This is a genomic window from Arsenicicoccus sp. UBA2120, assembly GCF_002330965.1.
Classification (GTDB): domain Bacteria; phylum Actinomycetota; class Actinomycetes; order Actinomycetales; family Dermatophilaceae; genus Arsenicicoccus; species Arsenicicoccus bolidensis.
Map to the genome: position 1 here is coordinate 47,268 of NZ_DCYC01000090.1, position 15,190 is coordinate 62,457.

General features: G+C 73.9%; 14 protein-coding genes and 1 pseudogene. 2 read left to right on the plus strand and 13 right to left on the minus strand.

The window, feature by feature from the left end; all coding sequences use genetic code 11:
• Nucleotide 1: 1 nt before the first annotated feature.
• From ccsB to B2P18_RS15555, 13 genes are all read right to left on the minus strand, one after another.
• Nucleotides 2-1,000 (minus strand): c-type cytochrome biogenesis protein CcsB, encoded by a 999-nt coding sequence (ccsB, locus tag B2P18_RS15495; RefSeq protein ID WP_029211315.1) that lies wholly within the window; start codon nt 998-1,000, stop codon nt 2-4.
• The gene (gene resB / locus B2P18_RS15500; RefSeq protein WP_286961482.1) at nt 997-2,676 is read right to left on the minus strand and encodes a cytochrome c biogenesis protein ResB; all 1,680 of its coding nucleotides are present in this window, start codon (nt 2,674-2,676) and stop codon (nt 997-999) included. The genes ccsB and resB overlap by 4 nt, the downstream gene beginning before the upstream one ends.
• Nucleotides 2,676-3,440 carry a cytochrome c biogenesis CcdA family protein gene (locus B2P18_RS15505; RefSeq protein ID WP_029211317.1) on the minus strand — a complete coding sequence of 255 codons (765 nt, stop codon included), beginning with the start codon at nt 3,438-3,440 and terminating at the stop codon, nt 2,676-2,678. The genes resB and B2P18_RS15505 overlap by 1 nt, the downstream gene beginning before the upstream one ends.
• Nucleotides 3,437-4,042: a TlpA family protein disulfide reductase gene (locus B2P18_RS15510; protein WP_286961202.1), complete on the minus strand. Its 606-nt coding sequence runs from the start codon at nt 4,040-4,042 to the stop codon at nt 3,437-3,439. Before B2P18_RS15510 ends, B2P18_RS15505 begins: the two co-directional genes overlap by 4 nt.
• Nucleotides 4,039-4,686 (minus strand): histidine phosphatase family protein, encoded by a 648-nt coding sequence (locus B2P18_RS15515; protein WP_286961490.1) that lies wholly within the window; start codon nt 4,684-4,686, stop codon nt 4,039-4,041. Before B2P18_RS15515 ends, B2P18_RS15510 begins: the two co-directional genes overlap by 4 nt.
• 8 nt (nt 4,687-4,694) lie before the next feature.
• A complete protein-coding gene (gene hemL, locus B2P18_RS15520) occupies nt 4,695-6,041 on the minus strand; it encodes a glutamate-1-semialdehyde 2,1-aminomutase (RefSeq protein ID WP_029211320.1) in 1,347 nt (448 codons plus the stop codon).
• Nucleotides 6,042-6,089: 48 nt separating this feature from the next.
• A complete protein-coding gene (locus tag B2P18_RS15525) occupies nt 6,090-6,587 on the minus strand; it encodes a MarR family winged helix-turn-helix transcriptional regulator (RefSeq protein ID WP_019286457.1) in 498 nt (165 codons plus the stop codon).
• A gap of 60 nt (nt 6,588-6,647) precedes the next feature.
• Entirely contained in the window at nt 6,648-7,622 is a 975-nt protein-coding gene (gene hemB / locus B2P18_RS15530) for a porphobilinogen synthase (RefSeq protein WP_286961483.1), read from the minus strand.
• A 78-nt stretch (nt 7,623-7,700) separates the two neighbouring features.
• Nucleotides 7,701-9,392 carry a bifunctional uroporphyrinogen-III C-methyltransferase/uroporphyrinogen-III synthase gene (locus B2P18_RS15535; RefSeq protein ID WP_313715412.1) on the minus strand — a complete coding sequence of 564 codons (1,692 nt, stop codon included), beginning with the start codon at nt 9,390-9,392 and terminating at the stop codon, nt 7,701-7,703.
• Between the two features lie 12 nt (nt 9,393-9,404).
• Entirely contained in the window at nt 9,405-10,391 is a 987-nt protein-coding gene (gene hemC / locus B2P18_RS15540; protein ID WP_019286461.1) for a hydroxymethylbilane synthase, read from the minus strand.
• A complete protein-coding gene (locus B2P18_RS15545; RefSeq protein ID WP_286961485.1) occupies nt 10,384-11,712 on the minus strand; it encodes a glutamyl-tRNA reductase in 1,329 nt (442 codons plus the stop codon). Before B2P18_RS15545 ends, hemC begins: the two co-directional genes overlap by 8 nt.
• Nucleotides 11,709-12,383: a redox-sensing transcriptional repressor Rex gene (locus B2P18_RS15550; RefSeq protein WP_286961486.1), complete on the minus strand. Its 675-nt coding sequence runs from the start codon at nt 12,381-12,383 to the stop codon at nt 11,709-11,711. Before B2P18_RS15550 ends, B2P18_RS15545 begins: the two co-directional genes overlap by 4 nt.
• Before the next feature lie 100 nt (nt 12,384-12,483).
• Entirely contained in the window at nt 12,484-12,735 is a 252-nt protein-coding gene (locus B2P18_RS15555) for a glutaredoxin family protein (protein ID WP_029211327.1), read from the minus strand.
• Nucleotides 12,736-12,902: 167 nt separating this feature from the next.
• On the opposite strand from B2P18_RS15555, the gene B2P18_RS15560 reads away from it, so the two are divergent.
• Nucleotides 12,903-13,622, plus strand: coding sequence for a sigma-70 family RNA polymerase sigma factor (locus B2P18_RS15560; protein ID WP_029211328.1), 720 nt, complete (start codon nt 12,903-12,905; stop codon nt 13,620-13,622).
• A gap of 117 nt (nt 13,623-13,739) precedes the next feature.
• Nucleotides 13,740-15,190, plus strand: a pseudogene (locus B2P18_RS15565) (DUF5667 domain-containing protein); the annotation flags it as partial.

A 15,190-nucleotide genomic window follows, 5' to 3' on the forward strand; every position in this document is an offset into this window, starting at 1 on the left:
ATCACATCCCCGAGTAGGAGTGCATGCCGGACATGAACTTGTTGACCACGAAGGAGTTCATGGCGATGCAGAGGAACCCGGCGATCGCGATCCAGGTGGCGGTGCGGACCTTCATGCCGGTCGTGGCGCGGGCGTGCAGGTAGGCCGCGTAGACCACCCAGATGATGAAGGACCAGACCTCCTTGGGGTCCCAGCCCCAGTAGCGTCCCCAGGCCTTCTCGGCCCAGACGGCGCCGGCGATGACGGTGAACGTCCACAGCGGGAACGCGACCACGTGCAGCCCGTAGGCCATCCGGTCCAGCGTCCGCGACGGCGGCAGGGCCGCGAGCAGCGTCTGGCGCCACCCCGAGAGCCGGGCCTGCGCCGCCTGGCGACGCTCGCTCGACTCCTGCACGAGGTAGAGCGCGCTGAGCGCCGCGCCGATGGCGAAGATCGCGGTGGCGATGATGGCGATCGACACGTGCACGACCAGCCAGTAGGACCGCAGCGAGGGCATGAGCTGCCCCGCCTCGGTGTAGACGGTGAGGGCGGGCCCGAGGATGAGCATCAGCAGCGCGGTGAGGAAGACCCCGAGCCAGCGCACGTCCCGGCGCAGCGACATCACGACGTAGACCACGCTGACGGCGGCCGCCGCGGTGAGGAGGTACTCGTAGAGGTTGCCCCAGGGAGCCCGCGACACCGACAGCGCCCGCATCACCACGGCCGCCACGAGCAGCAGCGACGCGAGCCGCGACAGGGCGATCCCGATGCCGGCGGCCTGGCGACGAGACGGACCCTCGTCGGCCTGCACCACGGCGGGGGCGTCACCCCGGACGAGGGTGTCCGTGCCGCCGGAGGCGGCCGACATACGGCCCTCGCCCGAGGCGCCCGACCGGCCCGCGAGCGCGCGGCTGCGGGTGCCCGCCAGGTCGACGGCGAAGGCGAGGAACGCGATGCCCAGCACGACGAGCGCGGAGTAGACCGCGAGGTTGGAGTAGCCCGCGAGGGCTTCGTTGGTCATCGTGCGTTCTCCTTCGTGGACCGGGCGGGCGGGGTCAGCCCGAGTCGCTCGCAGAGCTGCTCGGTGAGGTCGTCGACGGCCTCCCCCAGGCGGGGGTCGTCGTTCTTGGCGAGACCGGCCACCTCCAGCAGGGTACGTCCATCGCGCTCGCCGACCCGCACGAAGGCGCGTCGGCGCCGCACGACGAGGGACAGCACCAGGCCGACGAGCACGAGTACCGCGCCGAGCAGGGCCACGGGCTTGCCCGGGTCGTAGCGCACCGACAGCCCGGCGAAGCGCTGCACGCCCTCGAAGGTCACCGTCCCGCGGCCGCCCGGCAGGGTCTGGGTCTCACCGGGACGCAGCGCGAGGCGCACGGGCAGGCCGCTCTCCAGCGTCGGCTGCTTCATCGCCTGGGTGTCGAGCGTGTAGACGGACTGCGGCCGACCGCCGGGGAACAGGTCGCCCTCCCACAGCTCGAGCAGCAGGCCGGGCGCTACCGGCGCCGGGAAGTCCGACTGGGGCATCGCGCGCAGCGCCTCGTCGGAGATGGTCGGGGCGAACAGCCCGAGGAAGCCGAGCTGCTCGCCGGGGGGCAGCGCCGAGACCTTGACCGCGCCGGTGGACGTGTAGTTGTTGTCCTGCGGGCGGAACACGGTGGCCTGCTTGTAGACCTGACGACCCTGCGCGTCCTTGACGGTGATGACCGGGGCGTAGCCGTTGCCGAGCAGGTAGACCGAGGACTGCCCGAAGCTCAGCGGCTCGTTGACCTCGAGCTTGCGGCGGCGCTCGGCGGCCCCGGGCGTGTCCCGGGTGGTCACGTCGGCCTCGAAGGACCGCGGCTGCCCGAACTGCTTGCCCTTGAGCGTGGTCTCGAAGGCCACGCGCATCTGGTCCACGCGGACGGTGAAGGGCGGCAGGGACTCCTCGTCGACCCACGGCCCCTTGGTGAAGGTGTCGTGCTGGCTGGTCGTGTTGGCGAAGGTCTCCCCCTCGGGCACGATCGCGTCGACGCGCCAGCCGAGCAGGTGGCCGAGGGCCACGCCCACGATGACGACGAGCAGGGCGACGTGGAACAGCAGGTTGCCCACCTCGCGCAGATAGCCGCGCTCTCCCGAGACCGAGCCGTATGCCGACCGCCCCGCCCCACCCGTGGCCGCCGCGTCGGCGGCGCGGACCCGGTAGCGCCGGCTCCGCAGCACCTCGCGGGCCGCCGCGAGCGCGCGCTCCGGCTCGACGTCGCCGAGCTCCACGACGCGGTGCTCCGGCATCCGGTCGAGGACACGAGGGGCTCGCGGCGGTGCGGCGCGCAGCTCGCGCCACAGCAGGCGCAGGCGGGGCACGACGCAGCCGACGAGGGAGATGAACAGCAGCAGGTAGATCGCGGCGAACCACGGCGAGGCGTAGACGTCGAACAGCCCGACGCGGTCCATCCAGGGGCCGAGGGTCTTGTGCTGCTCGAGGTAGTCGCGGGTCTTGACCGGGTCGATGTCGCGTTGGGGGAAGACCGAGCCCGGGACGGCGGCGAGGGCCAGCAGCAGCAGGAGCAGCAGCGCGGTGCGCATGCTGGTGAGCTGGCGCCAGGCCCAGCGCAGCCAGCCGATCGGGCCGAGCCGAGGCTGGGTGATGTCGGCGCCGTCGCCAGCGCCGCCGCCGCCGGTGGCGCGGTCACGCGTGTGGGAGGAGGTGGCGGGCATCAGAGGACCGGGTTCCCGACGAGCTCGGTGAGCCGCGTCTGCAGGCCCGCGACCAGGGGCTGCCACAGCCCCAGGACCATGAGCAGGCCGAGGACGAGGAGCAGGCCGGCCCCGGCGAGCTGCAGCGCCCGCTGGTGGCGGCGCAGCGCGGTCCAGGTGCCCGAGAGCCGGCCGTAGCCACCGGCCAGCAGCAGGAACGGCAGGCCGAGACCGAGGCAGTAGGCCACGCCCAGCACGGCGCCGCGCGCCAGCGGCCCGGTGGCGGAGTCGTCCAGGGGGCTGCCGAGCGCCATGACGGCACCGAGCGTGGGGCCGATGCAGGGGGTCCAGCCGAGCGCGAAGGCCGCGCCGAGGAGGGGGGCTCCCGCCATACCGGCCGCGGGTCGCCAGCCGACCTTGACCTGGCGCTGGGTCCCCATCCCGGCGAAGACGAGGGCGAGCAGCACGACGACGACGCCACCGACCCGCTCGAGGACCTCCCGGTGCTCGCGCAGCAGGGTGGAGACCGAGGTGACGACGAGGATCACGAGCGGCACGAAGACGACGGTGAAGCCGAGGACGAAGAGCAGCGTGCCCGCGAGCATGCGGCTGGTGCGGCGGTCCTCGAGGCGCGTGTCACCGAGCCCCGTGACGTAGCCGAGGAAGCCGGGCACGAGCGGGAGCACGCACGGCGACAGGAAGGACGCGGCGCCGGCGAGCAGCGCGACGCACGCCGCGAGCGGGAGGGTGCCCTCGGCGATGACGTCGGTGACGCCGGCGATCACCCGGCTTCCTTGGCGACGTCGTCGACGAGGTCCTGCACGGTGCGCTCGGACGTGATGGCGCCGAGCACCCGGGCCGCGATGCGCCCCTGCTTGTCCAGCACGAGCGTGGTCGGCGGCGAGGGCGCCTTGCCCTGCAGCGCCAGCACGGTCTGGCCGTCGAAGGCCAGCGTGGGATAGGGCACCTGACGGGCACGCGCGAAGTCGCGGGCGTTGTCGGAGGACTCGCGGCCCGCGTGCACGCCCATGAAGACCGCGTCGGGGTGGGTCTTGCGGACGGCGGCGTGCAGGGCGTTGAGCCGCGGCTGCTCCTCGACGCAGGGCGGGCACCACGAGGCCCAGAGGTTGAGGACGACGACGTGGCCGCGCTGCTGCGCGACGGACCAGGAGGCACCGTCGAGGGTCGTGCCCTGCAGCGCCACCGGCTCCTTGCGCTGGGCCGCGGTCAGCCGCTCGATGGTGCCGTCGCCGGAGATGTAGCCCTTCTGGTCACCGGAGCGGGCCTGGGCGTTGATCGAGCCCGCGTCGTCGGAGCAGCCGGCGAGCGGTATGCCGATCGCGACCGCCGCGAGCGCGGCGCAGAGCGTGCGTCGGACCTGCGTCATGCCCCCACCGTGGGCTCGGCGACCTGCAGGAGCGCGCCCGCGGGCTCGCTGTAGACGATCGAGGTGAGGCGGTCGCCGTCGTAGTGCAGGCTCGTGAGGCTGGCCAGGCTGCACTGCCGGCGTCGCGGGTCGTGCCACAGGGGGCGACCCTCGAGGTGGCGGCGCAGCGTCCAGACGGGCAGCTGGTGGGAGACGAGCACGATCTCGCGGCCGGGCGCATGCTGGCGGGCCGCGTCCACGGCCGCCTCCATGCGGCGGGCGATGGCGCGGTAGGGCTCTCCCCAGGATGGGGTGAAGGGGTTTCGGACGAGCCACCAGTTGGCGGGGCGCCGCAGCGACCCCGCGCCGTGGCCGAACCGGCGGCCCTCGAAGTGGTTGCCGGCCTCGATGAGCCGGCTGTCCGTGAGGATCGGGGTGTCGAAGTGCTCGGCCACGGGCCGGGCGGTCTCCTGCGCGCGCTCCAGCGGCGAGGCGACGACGAGGGCGACGTCGCGACCCTCGAGCGACTCGGCCACCAGGTCGGCCATCTGCCGACCGAGGTCGGACAGGTGGTAGTCGGGCAGGCGTCCGTAGAGGATCTTGGCGGGGTTGTAGACCTCGCCGTGACGCATCACGTGCACGATCGTGCGGGCCGTCGCGGTCATGCTGCTCGTCACGCTCCCATCGTAGCATCGTCGGCTGAGGCCGCCCTGGCAGCGGCCGGCAGGGCCGCGAGGACGCGGTCGACCGCGGCGTCGTCGTGGGCGGCGCTGACGAACCAGCACTCGTAGGCGCTCGGGGGCAGGTGGACGCCCTGGCGCAGCATGCTGTGGAAGAAGCGTCCGAACGCGGCGGTGTCCTGGCCCTGCGCGTCCGCGTAGGACAGCACCGGGCCCTCGCGGAAGAAGACGGAGAACATCGAGCCGGCCCACTGGATCGTGTGGGCCACCCCGGCGGCGGCCAGCTCGGCGGCCACGCCGTCGGCGATCGCGTGCGCCGCGTGCTCGAGGCGCTCGTAGACCGCGGGCGTGCAGCCGCGCAGCGTGGCGAGGCCGGCGGCGGTGGCCACGGGGTTCCCCGACAGGGTGCCGGCCTGGTAGACGGGGCCGTTGGGCGCGAGGTGCTCCATCACGTCCCGGCGCCCGCCGAAGGCCGCGGCCGGGAAACCGCCGCCCATGACCTTGCCGAAGGTGAACAGGTCGGGGGCGCCGTGGACGGTCGGGCCCTCGAGGCCGTACCACCCGGCGGCCGAGGCGCGGAAGCCCGTCATGACCTCGTCGCTGATGAGGAGCGCGCCGTGCTCGCGGGTCGTCCGGCGCAGGGCGGCGGTGAAGCCGGGCGCCGGCGGGACCATCCCCATGTTGCCCGGGGCGGCCTCGGTGATGACGGCAGCGATCTCGTCGCCGCGGCGCGCGAAGGCCTCCTCGAGGGCGCGGACGTCGTTGTAGGGCAGCACGATCGTCTCGCCGGCCGAGCTGGCCGGGACGCCCGCGGAGTCCGGCAGGGCGAAGGTCGCGACGCCGCTGCCCGCGTGCGCCAGCAGCGCGTCGACGTGGCCGTGGTAGCACCCGGCGAACTTCACGACCGCCGAGCGGCCGGTGAAGCCCCGCGCGAGGCGCAGCGCGCTCATCGTGGCCTCGGTGCCGCTGGACACCAGGCGCACCTGCTCGACCGGGTCGACCCGGTTGACGATCGCCTCGGCGAGCAGCACCTCGTTCTCGCTGGGCGTGCCGAAGCTGAAGCCCTTGTGCGAGGCCTCGTGCACGGCCTCCAGCACGGTGGGGTGCTGGTGCCCGAGGATCATCGGCCCCCAGGAGCACACCAGGTCGACATACTCCCGGCCGTCCACGTCGGTGAGATAGGGACCGGTCGCGCTCGCCATGAACCGCGGTGTCCCACCGACGGATCGGAAGGCCCGGACCGGGGAGTTGACCCCGCCGGGGATCACGGCGCTCGCCCGCTCGAACCACGCCTCGGAGGCGGGAGCGGCAGACGGGTATGACGGGGGCTGGGTGGTCATGCGGCTCAGTCTCTCAGCCCGGCCGGGCGCGGGTCGAACCCGTGCTCGTCAGTCGCCGCAGACGCGGGCGACCTCGGCCCGCTGCTGCTGCGAGGTGCCGTTGTCGTCACGGACCCGGGTCATGGCGTCGCCGAGCGCCTGCACGAGCTCGGGCGACAGGGCGTCCAGCCAGTGGCGGCGCACGCTCTCGACGTGGACGGGGGCCATCTCGACCACGGCCTCGACGCCGGCGTCGGTCAGGACCAGCTCGACGCCGCGCCCGTCGCCGGGGACCGGGTGCCGCTGGACCCAGCCGCGTCGCTCGAGGCGGTTGGCGGTGTGGGTGAGGCGGGACCGCGACTGGACCACGAGGGCGGCCAGCTCGGACATGCGCTCCCGGCGTCCGGGCTGCTCGGACAGCATGGACAGGATCTCGTACTCCGACAGCGAGACGCCGTGGGTCTGCAGGTCACGGTCGAGGGCGACCTCGAGCAGGCGCTGCCCACGCAGGTAGGCCCGCCACGACACCTGCTCCGTCGGGCTCAACCACCGCACGTCGTCCGTCACAAGACCCTCGTTCCCCTGGGTGCCGTCATTCGGGGCACCGACAAGCACCCAGCGTAACGACTAGTTCAGCCAACGTGCTGCCGAGCTTGCGTAATAGGTGAGGATCTGCTGCGCACCGGCGCGGTGGATGCTCGTCAGGGCCTCCAGCGCGACGCGGTCGCGGTCGATCCACCCGTGGGCCGCGGCGGCCTCGATCTGGGCGTACTCCCCCGACACCTGGTAGGCCGAGACGGGCACCGTGGACTCGGCCGCGACGGCGGCCAGCACGTCGAGGTAGGGCAGCGCGGGCTTGACCATGACCATGTCGGCGCCCTCCTCGATGTCGAGGCGGGTCTCGCGCAGCGACTCGGTGAAGTTGGCCGGGTCCTGCTGGTAGGTCGCGCGGTCGCCCTGCAGCGAGCTGGAGACGGCCTCGCGGAAGGGGCCGTAGAAGCCGGAGGCGTACTTGGCGGCGTAGGCCAGCACGATCGTGTCGGTGTGGCCGGCCTCGTCGAGGGCTCGGCGCACGTGCCCGACCTGGCCGTCCATCATCCCGGAGAGCCCGAGCACGGTGGCGCCCGCCTCGGCCTGGGCCAGGCCCATCGCGGCGTAGCGCTCCAGGGTGGCGTCGTTGTCGACACCGCCGCGGGCGTCGAGGACCCCGCAGTGCCCGTGGTCGGTGAACTCGTCGAGGCACAGGTCGGCCATGACGACGAGCTCGTCCCCGACCGTGTCGGCCAGGCGGCGCAGGGCAACGTTGAGGATGCCGTCCGGGTCGGTCGCGCCGGACCCCACGGCGTCCTTGCTGGTGGGGACCCCGAAGACCATGATCCCGCCGACCCCGGCCGCGACCGCCTCGCGCGCCGCCTGCTCGAGGGTGTCGAGGGAGTGCTGCACCACGCCGGGCATGGATCCGATGGGTGTCGGCTCGGTCGCCCCCTCCTTGACGAACACCGGCAGGATGAACTGGGCCGGGTGGAGGCGGGTCTGGGCCACGAGCCGGCGGACGGCCGGGCTCTGGCGCAGGCGGCGGGGGCGGTGGAGCGGGTAGCTCAAGGGTGTCTCCAGCAGAGGTCGGGTGGTGCGGTCGTGTGGTGCGGTCGTGGACGCGAGGTGGTGGTGCGCCGGCGGTGCTCAGCTGCGGCGGCGCCGACGGCGCTTGCTGGGCAGCACGATGGGGTCGCCGGCGTCGTAGGACGCCCGAGCGAGCGTGTGTCCGTGGTCGGCGAGCGCGTCGACCAGGGCGTCGGCGCTGGCCTCGGGGGCGAGGACGTCGACGTGCAGGCCGTGCTCCTCGGCGGTGCGCGCCGTCGCGGGACCGATGCAGGCCACGACCGTGGCGCGGTGCGGCTTGCCGGCGATGCCGACGAGGTTGCGGACGGTGGAGCTCGAGGTGAACAGCACGGCGTCGAACTGGCCGGTCTTGATGGCCTCGCGCACCTCGGCGGGCGGCGGTGAGGCGCGCACGGTGCGGTAGGCCGTGACGTCCTCGACCTCCCAGCCCATGTCCTGCAGCCCGGCCACGAGGGTGTCGGTGGCGATGTCGGCGCGCGGCAGGAAGACGCGGTTGATCGGGTCGAGGAGCACGTCGTAGGGCGGCCACTCCTCGAGCAGCCCCGCGGCCGACTGCTCCCCGCTCGGGACGAGGTCGGGCACGAGACCCCACTCGCGCAGGGCCGCGGCCGTGGTGCCGCCGACGGCCGCGATCCGCAGGCCGGCGAAGGACCGCGTGTCCAGGCCGTACTCCGTGAACTTCTCGCGCACGGCGCGGACGGCGTTGACCGAGGTGAAGCCGATCCACTCGTAGCGCCCGGTCACCAGGCCGGTGATGGCCTTGTCCATCTGCTGCGGGGTGCGGGGCGGCTCGATGCCGATGGTCGGGACCACGGTGGCGGTCGCGCCGTATGACGCGAGCCGGTCGACGACGCCGGTCGCCTGCTCCTTGGTGCGGGGGACGAGGACGTTCCAGCCGATCAGCGGCCGCGTCTCGAACCAGCTCATGGTGCCGCGCAGCTCCACCGTGCGGCCGATGACGGCCAGCAGCTCCTGGTCCTCGTCGGCGTGGTCGAGGACGTGCGCGGCGTCGCCCAGAGTGGTCGCGCTCGTGTGCTGGTGCGCGGTGGTGCCGTGCTCGGTCAGCGCGACGGGCGTCTCGGGGGCGCGACCGGCGTCCAGGAGGGTGCTGAGCTGCTCGACCAGCCGTCCGGGGGTCCCGGACATCACCACCGTGACGTCCTCGGCGGCGGACGCCTCGAGGTCCTGCGGCAGGGCCGCGTCGCACACGTGCAGCCGCGGGGAGTCCTGGGAGGTGAGCGGGATCCCGGCATACAGCGGAACGGCCAGGAGGCTGGAGACGCCCGGAACGACCTCGTAGGGGACGTCGGCCTCGCTCAGGGCGCGGCACTCGGCCTCGAGACCAGAGAACACGCCCGGGTCGCCGCTCATGAGCCGCACGACCAGGCCGCTCCCCCCGAGGCGGCCCACCGCGTCGAGGAGTCGTTGCAGCGCCAGCGAGCCCGCCGGCCCGGACGGCGCTGGGCCGTCGGGCGTCGTCGCAGCCGGGTCGACGCGGCCGACCGGGACGAGGGGCACCACGTCGACGTCCTCGCGGCAGTGGCGACGCACCACCTCGACGTCGTCAGGACGGTCCAGCAGGACGATGCGGGCCTGGCCCAGGAGCTCGGCCGCCCGCAGCGTGAGCAGGCCGGGATCCCCCGGACCGGCCCCCACGAAGGCGACGTGCGCACGCTCCCCCGTCGCCGCCCGGGGTGCGGGCACGGGGCCGTGCCTCCCGGTGGTCCTGCCGGTGCTCGAGGCCTTGCGCATCGTGGGGTGCTCCTACGCCAGGGGATCGGTGCTCTGGGGGGCAGTCTGGCCCACCCCGGTCGGGCTGCCAAGTCCGCTCCCCACCCCGGCGAGTCCGGCGGCGCCGTCCTCGAGGAGCAGCTCGGCGAGGCGGTGACCGAGGTCACGGGGCTCGGTCCACGACCCGGTGAGGGACCGACGCAGCCCGTCGGACCCGTCGGGGCTCCCGACGAACGCCCGCAGGGACAGCTCCAGCCCGTCCTCGGACTCGACCACCTCGGCCAACGCTCCGACGGGCGCGGTGCACCCCGCCTCGAGCCGGGCGAGCAGACCCCGCTCGGCCTCGACGCAGGCGCGGGTCTCGGCGTCCTCGATGCGGGCGAAGACCTCGCGCAGGGGGTGGTCCTCGCGGCACTCGAGCGCGAGGGCTCCCTGCCCCGCGGCGGGCAGCACCTGCACGGTGTCGAGAGCCTCGCTGACCACGTCCACCAGCCCCAGCCGGGACAGGCCGGCCATGGCGAGGACCACGGCGTCGCACCGTCCGTCGCGGACGTGCTGCAGGCGGGTGTCGACGTTGCCGCGGATGGGGACGAGCTCGACCCCGAGGCCGAGCGCGGCGATCTGGGCGGCGCGGCGGGGCGAGCCCGTGCCCACGACCGACCCGGGCGGCAGCTCGGCGAGGGTCAGGCCGTCCCGGGCGCAGAGGGCGTCACGGGGGTCCTCGCGACGGGGCACGGCGGCGATGACGAGGCCGGGCTCGGGGGCGGAGGGCAGGTCCTTGAGCGAGTGGACGGCGCAGTCGACCCGACCGTCGAGCAGCGCCTCGCGGATCGCCGAGGCGAAGACCCCGGTGCCGCCGATCGTGGTCAGGGGGGCGGCGCTGACGTCGCCCTCGGTCGTGATCTCGACGAGCTCGACCTGCAGGCCCAGCTCGCGCAGCCGCTCGGCGACCCACCCGGACTGGGTGGTGGCGAGGGCGCTGCGGCGGGTCCCCAGGCGGACGATCTGCTGCTCAGGCATCTGCGTGACCGATCTCCACGGCGGGTTCGACGTTGGCGGCCGACACGGCAGCCACGGTGTGCGGGTCCAGGTCGAAGAGCCGGTGCAGCGCCTCGGCGTAGCTGCCGGTCACGTCCTTGTCGGCCATCTCCTTCACCCGCACGGTGGGAGTGTGCAGGATCTTCTCGACCACGCGGTGGACCGTCAGGGCGACCTGCTTGCGGGTGGCCTCGTCCATGTCCGGGGTGCGGGTGTCGAGTCGCTCGAGCTCGGCATCGACGACCGAGCGGGCGCGCGAGCGCAGCGCCGTCAGCGTCGGGGCCACCGCCTGGACGCGGCGAGCCGCGAGGTATGCCGCGACCTCCTCCACGACCAGGTCGCGCACCTGCTGGACCTGGGCGGGGACCATGCCGTCGCGCGCCATGAGCTCGCCGAGGCGGGAGAGGCCCACGACCTGCACGCCCGCGACCTCGCTCACGGCTGGGTCGACGTCGAGGGGCAGGGCCAGGTCGACGTAGGCCTGCGGGCGGTGGTGGCGGGCGGCGGCGACCTGCTCGGCCAGCTCCCGGCCGACGATGCGACCGGACGCGCCCGTGCAGGTCACGACCACGTCCGCGGAGGCGAGCGCCTCCACGCGCTCGGCCCAGGGGACGGTGCGCGCGGCATACGCGCGGGCCAGGTGCTCGGCCTTGGCCTGGGTGCGGTTGGCGATGATCACCTCGGCGGCCCCGGACCGCGTGAGCGTGGCGACGGACAGGGCGCTCATGGCCCCGGCACCGATGACGAGCACGGACCGCTCGGTCAGCGGACCGACGTGTCGCTCGGCCTCCTCCAGCCCGGCGCTGACCAGCGACAGGGACACGTCGTCGAGCTCGGTCTCGGTGTGGGCGCGCTTGCCGACGCGCAGGGCCCGCTGGAACAACGCGTTGAGCTCGGGCCCGACCTCCTCGCGCGACTGGGCCGCGCGCAGGGCCGAGCGCATCTGGCCGAGGATCTGGCTCTCGCCGATCGCCATGGAGTCCAGGCCGCAGGCCACCGAGAAGGCGTGGGAGACCGCCCGGTCCTCGTGGTGGACGTAGAGGTGGTCGCGCAGCACCAGGGCGTCGACCTCGGTCACGTCGGCGATCGCCTGGCCGATCTCGCCCACCCCGCCGTGGAAGGTGAGCACGTCGGCGTAGACCTCGGTGCGGTTGCAGGTCGTCACGACGAGCGCCTCCCGCACCTGCTGGCTCGTCGCGAGGACGGACCGCAGGGTCTGGGCACGGTCGTCGCCGAGCGTCGTGCGCTCGAGCAGGTCGATGGGGGCGCTGCGGTGAGACAGGCCGATGACGAGCAGGGTCACGCGGGGGCACCTCCGAGGGCCGACGCGGGCGAGGTCCGCGAGCGGTGGGCGAGCAGACGAAGCTCGGACGACAGGTCGACGGCCCGCACGTCCGTGGTCGACGGGACCTGCAGGGTCGTGGGGGCGAAGTTGAGGATGGCGCGGACGTCGGCGGCCACGAGCAGGTCCGCGACCTGCTGAGCGGCCGACGCGGGGGTCGCGACCACGCCGATGACGCGGGAGCCGTGCCGGGAGACCGCGTCGGTGAGGTCGGTCACGTCCTGGACCACGAGGCCGAGCACGGAGCCGCCGACGACCTGCGGGTCGTGGTCGAAGAGCCCGACCACCTCGAAGCCGTCGCCGTCGAAGCCGCCGTGGGAGGCGAGGGCCTGGCCGAGCCGGCCCATCCCCACGATGACCACCGGACGCACCTCGTCGCGGCCCAGGACCGACACGAGCTGGTCGGTCAGCACCGCGGTGTCGTAGCCGACGCCGCGCACGCCGAGCGAACCGATCTGGGACAGGTCCTTGCGCAGCATGGCCGAGCTGACGTGGGCGGAGGCGGCGAGCTCCTCGGAGGAGACGCTGCCCACCCCCCGCGCAGCGAGCGCGGCCACCGCCTCGAGATACAGGGGTAGCCGGAGCACGGTGGCGTCGGACAGCTCACGACGCTCGGCGACCTCGACCTTCACAGCCCCTGGGGCTCCCTTCTGCCCGCCCCGTCCGGCGGGTAGGCACCGTTGTCCAGGGTATGCCCCGGCCTGGCGGGCACCCAAAAGGACGGTGCGGCCGTCACCCGAGCGCCCGTCGCAGGCGTGCGGGATCGACCCTCCAGTAGTCGTGCTGGCGCCCGTCGACGAAGACCACGGGGATCTGCTCGGCGTAGCGCTCCCGCAGGTCGGGGTCGTCGTCGATGGAGTACTCCGCGACGCTCGCCCCGCTCTCCCCGGCGACCTCGTGGATCGTCGCGCGGGCGACGTCGCACAGGTGGCAGCCGGGGCGGCCGAGCAGGACGACGCGGGCGCTGGTGAGGTCGGTGTGCACGGTGCCGACTCTACGGGTGCCGGTGCGCGCGGGGCGGACGCGCCGGCACGTTCCGGCCCGGCGCGCTCGTCCCTGGCAGGCGGCATGTGCTGCAATGGGAGTCGCTCGGGCCAGGAGGACCTATCAAGACCATCGCGACGGCGCGGCATCGCGACACTCTCCTACGGGTGACCACGCGACTCTCCGCCCTCCTCGGCGCCCACCCGCACGCGGGGGGCGCCGTGTCTGCGTCGGTCACCGTCGACCTGAGCCTGCTGTGGCTGGCGCTGTCGGACCCGCCGGGCGGATCCGGCACCGGGGGCGGGTCGTCCTCCGGTGGGAGCGGCCCGGACCCCGACGAGCTGGAGCGGGTGCGCGCCCTCGTGGTCCTCGCGCAGGGCGGCGACCAGGACGCGTTCGGGCAGCTCTACCAGCGCTACGTCCAGGTGGTCTACCGCTACATCTACGTGCGCGTGGGGTCGGTCCACACCGCCCAGGACCTGACCAGCGAGACTTTCATCAAGGCGCTGCGCAACCTGTCGGGGTTCACCTGGCAGGGCAAGGACATCGCGGCGTGGTTCGTCACGATCGCCCGCAACGTCGTCAACGACCACGCCAAGTCCTCGCGTTTCCGGCTCGAGGTGACCACCGAGGACATGCGGGACGCCGACACCGAGGTCGAGGCGCCCGAGGGCGAGGTGCTCCAGCGGATGCGCGACGAGCGGCTCCTGCAGGCCGTCGCCCAGCTGCGCCCCGAGCAGGCGGAGTGCGTGACGCTGCGCTTCGTCCAGGGGCTGTCCCTCGCCGAGACCGCCGAGGTCATGGGCAAGAAGGAGAACGCCGTCAAGCAGCTGCAGCTCCGGGCCGTGCGGGCGCTGCAGCGGGCGCTGGAGGGCGAAGACCTGTGACGGTTCCCGTAACCTACGGCCCGCTCGCTCGTTGAGCATGGCGGACCAGCACACCCAGACGCAGACGCAGTCCCATACGCAGAGCCAGACCCAGACACTGAGGAGAGGAGGGGTGCCATGGTGAGCTTCATCGACGACTTCGTGTCCCGCGCTGACGCCGACGCCTTCGAAGCCATGCTCCAAGGCACGACACCACCCTCCCCCGCGATGTCCGACCTGCTGAGCCTGACCCAGCAGGTCGCTTCCGTGCCGATCCCCGGGCCCAACCCGTCGTTCGTCTCCGGACTGGCCGCCACCCTGCGCACCGAGGCGGCGGCGGTCGCGGCCTCCCCGCCGACGTCCGCCCCCGCGCCGGTCTCCCAGCCGTCCGTCCTCACGATCCACGGCACCTGGCCCAAGGTCCTCGCCGGCGCTGCCGCGGGCGTCGTCGTGGCCGGCACCGGCCTCGGCGTCGCGGCCCAGGGGGCTCTCCCCGGGGACGCGCTGTATGCCGTCCGCGGGGTCGTCGACGGCCTCGAGGTCCGTCTCGCGGGGTCCGACGGAGCCCAGGGCCGGACACTGCTGTCGCACGCCCGCGAGCACGTCGCCGACGCGGGCGCCCTCGCCGATCGGACGCCGCAGGTCGCCGACGACATCCGCACGTCCTTGAGCGACGCGGCCGCGTCGGTCGAGTCCGGCCAGACCGAGCTGTTCGCGGCCTTCGACGACACGCGGGAGCCCGACCACCTGCGGGTCGTCCAGGAGTTCACGAGCTGGGTCCAGCCCCAGCTGCAGACGCTGCGGCAGAAGGTCCCGGCCGAGGCGCTGGGCGAGCTCGCCGCCCTGCAGAGCACCGTCGACAAGGGCACCACCGAGCTGCGGGCCAAGCTCGTCGCGTGCGGCGAGTCCTGCTCGGGGATCGCCGTCCCGGCTCCGGGGCCGAGCGCCACCACGTCGCCCTCCTCGCCCGCTCCGTCGACCACGGCCCCGCCCTCGACGTCGCCCTCGCCGCCGAGCCCCTCGTCGCCCACCACGATCCCACCGCTGCTCACCTCGCCCGGCGCCACGGTCACGGTGCCCGCGCCCAGCGTCCCCAGCACCCCTGGCCGCACCGCGCGGCCCCAGCGACCGACGACGGTGCCGGACGAGCCCCGACCGCGCCCCACCACGGACCCGACCCGGACCCGCACGCCTCGGCCCACCGTGCCCCGACCGACCACCACGGACGCGGACCCCACGCCCACCCGCTCCACCTCGACACCCACCCCGTCTGGGCCGAGGCCGTGCCCGCCCGGCCAGGTGTGGGTGCCGCTGCCCGGCACCGACCTGGGGACCTGCCTGCCCAAGCCCAAGGTCCCGACCGTCACGGCAACGATCGTCCTGCCGCCGGTCGTGGTGCCCCCGGTCGTGGTGCCCGATGCGCCTGATGTGACCGTGCCCGATGCGCCTGATGCACCCGACCTGCCCGTCGCTCCCGAGCCCGAGCCGACCGAGCCCGGGGCGCCCGAGCCGCCGGTGACCCCGACGACCACGCCGTCGGACGAGCCCACGACGCCGACCCCGACCGCCACCACGACCGAGCCCGTCCC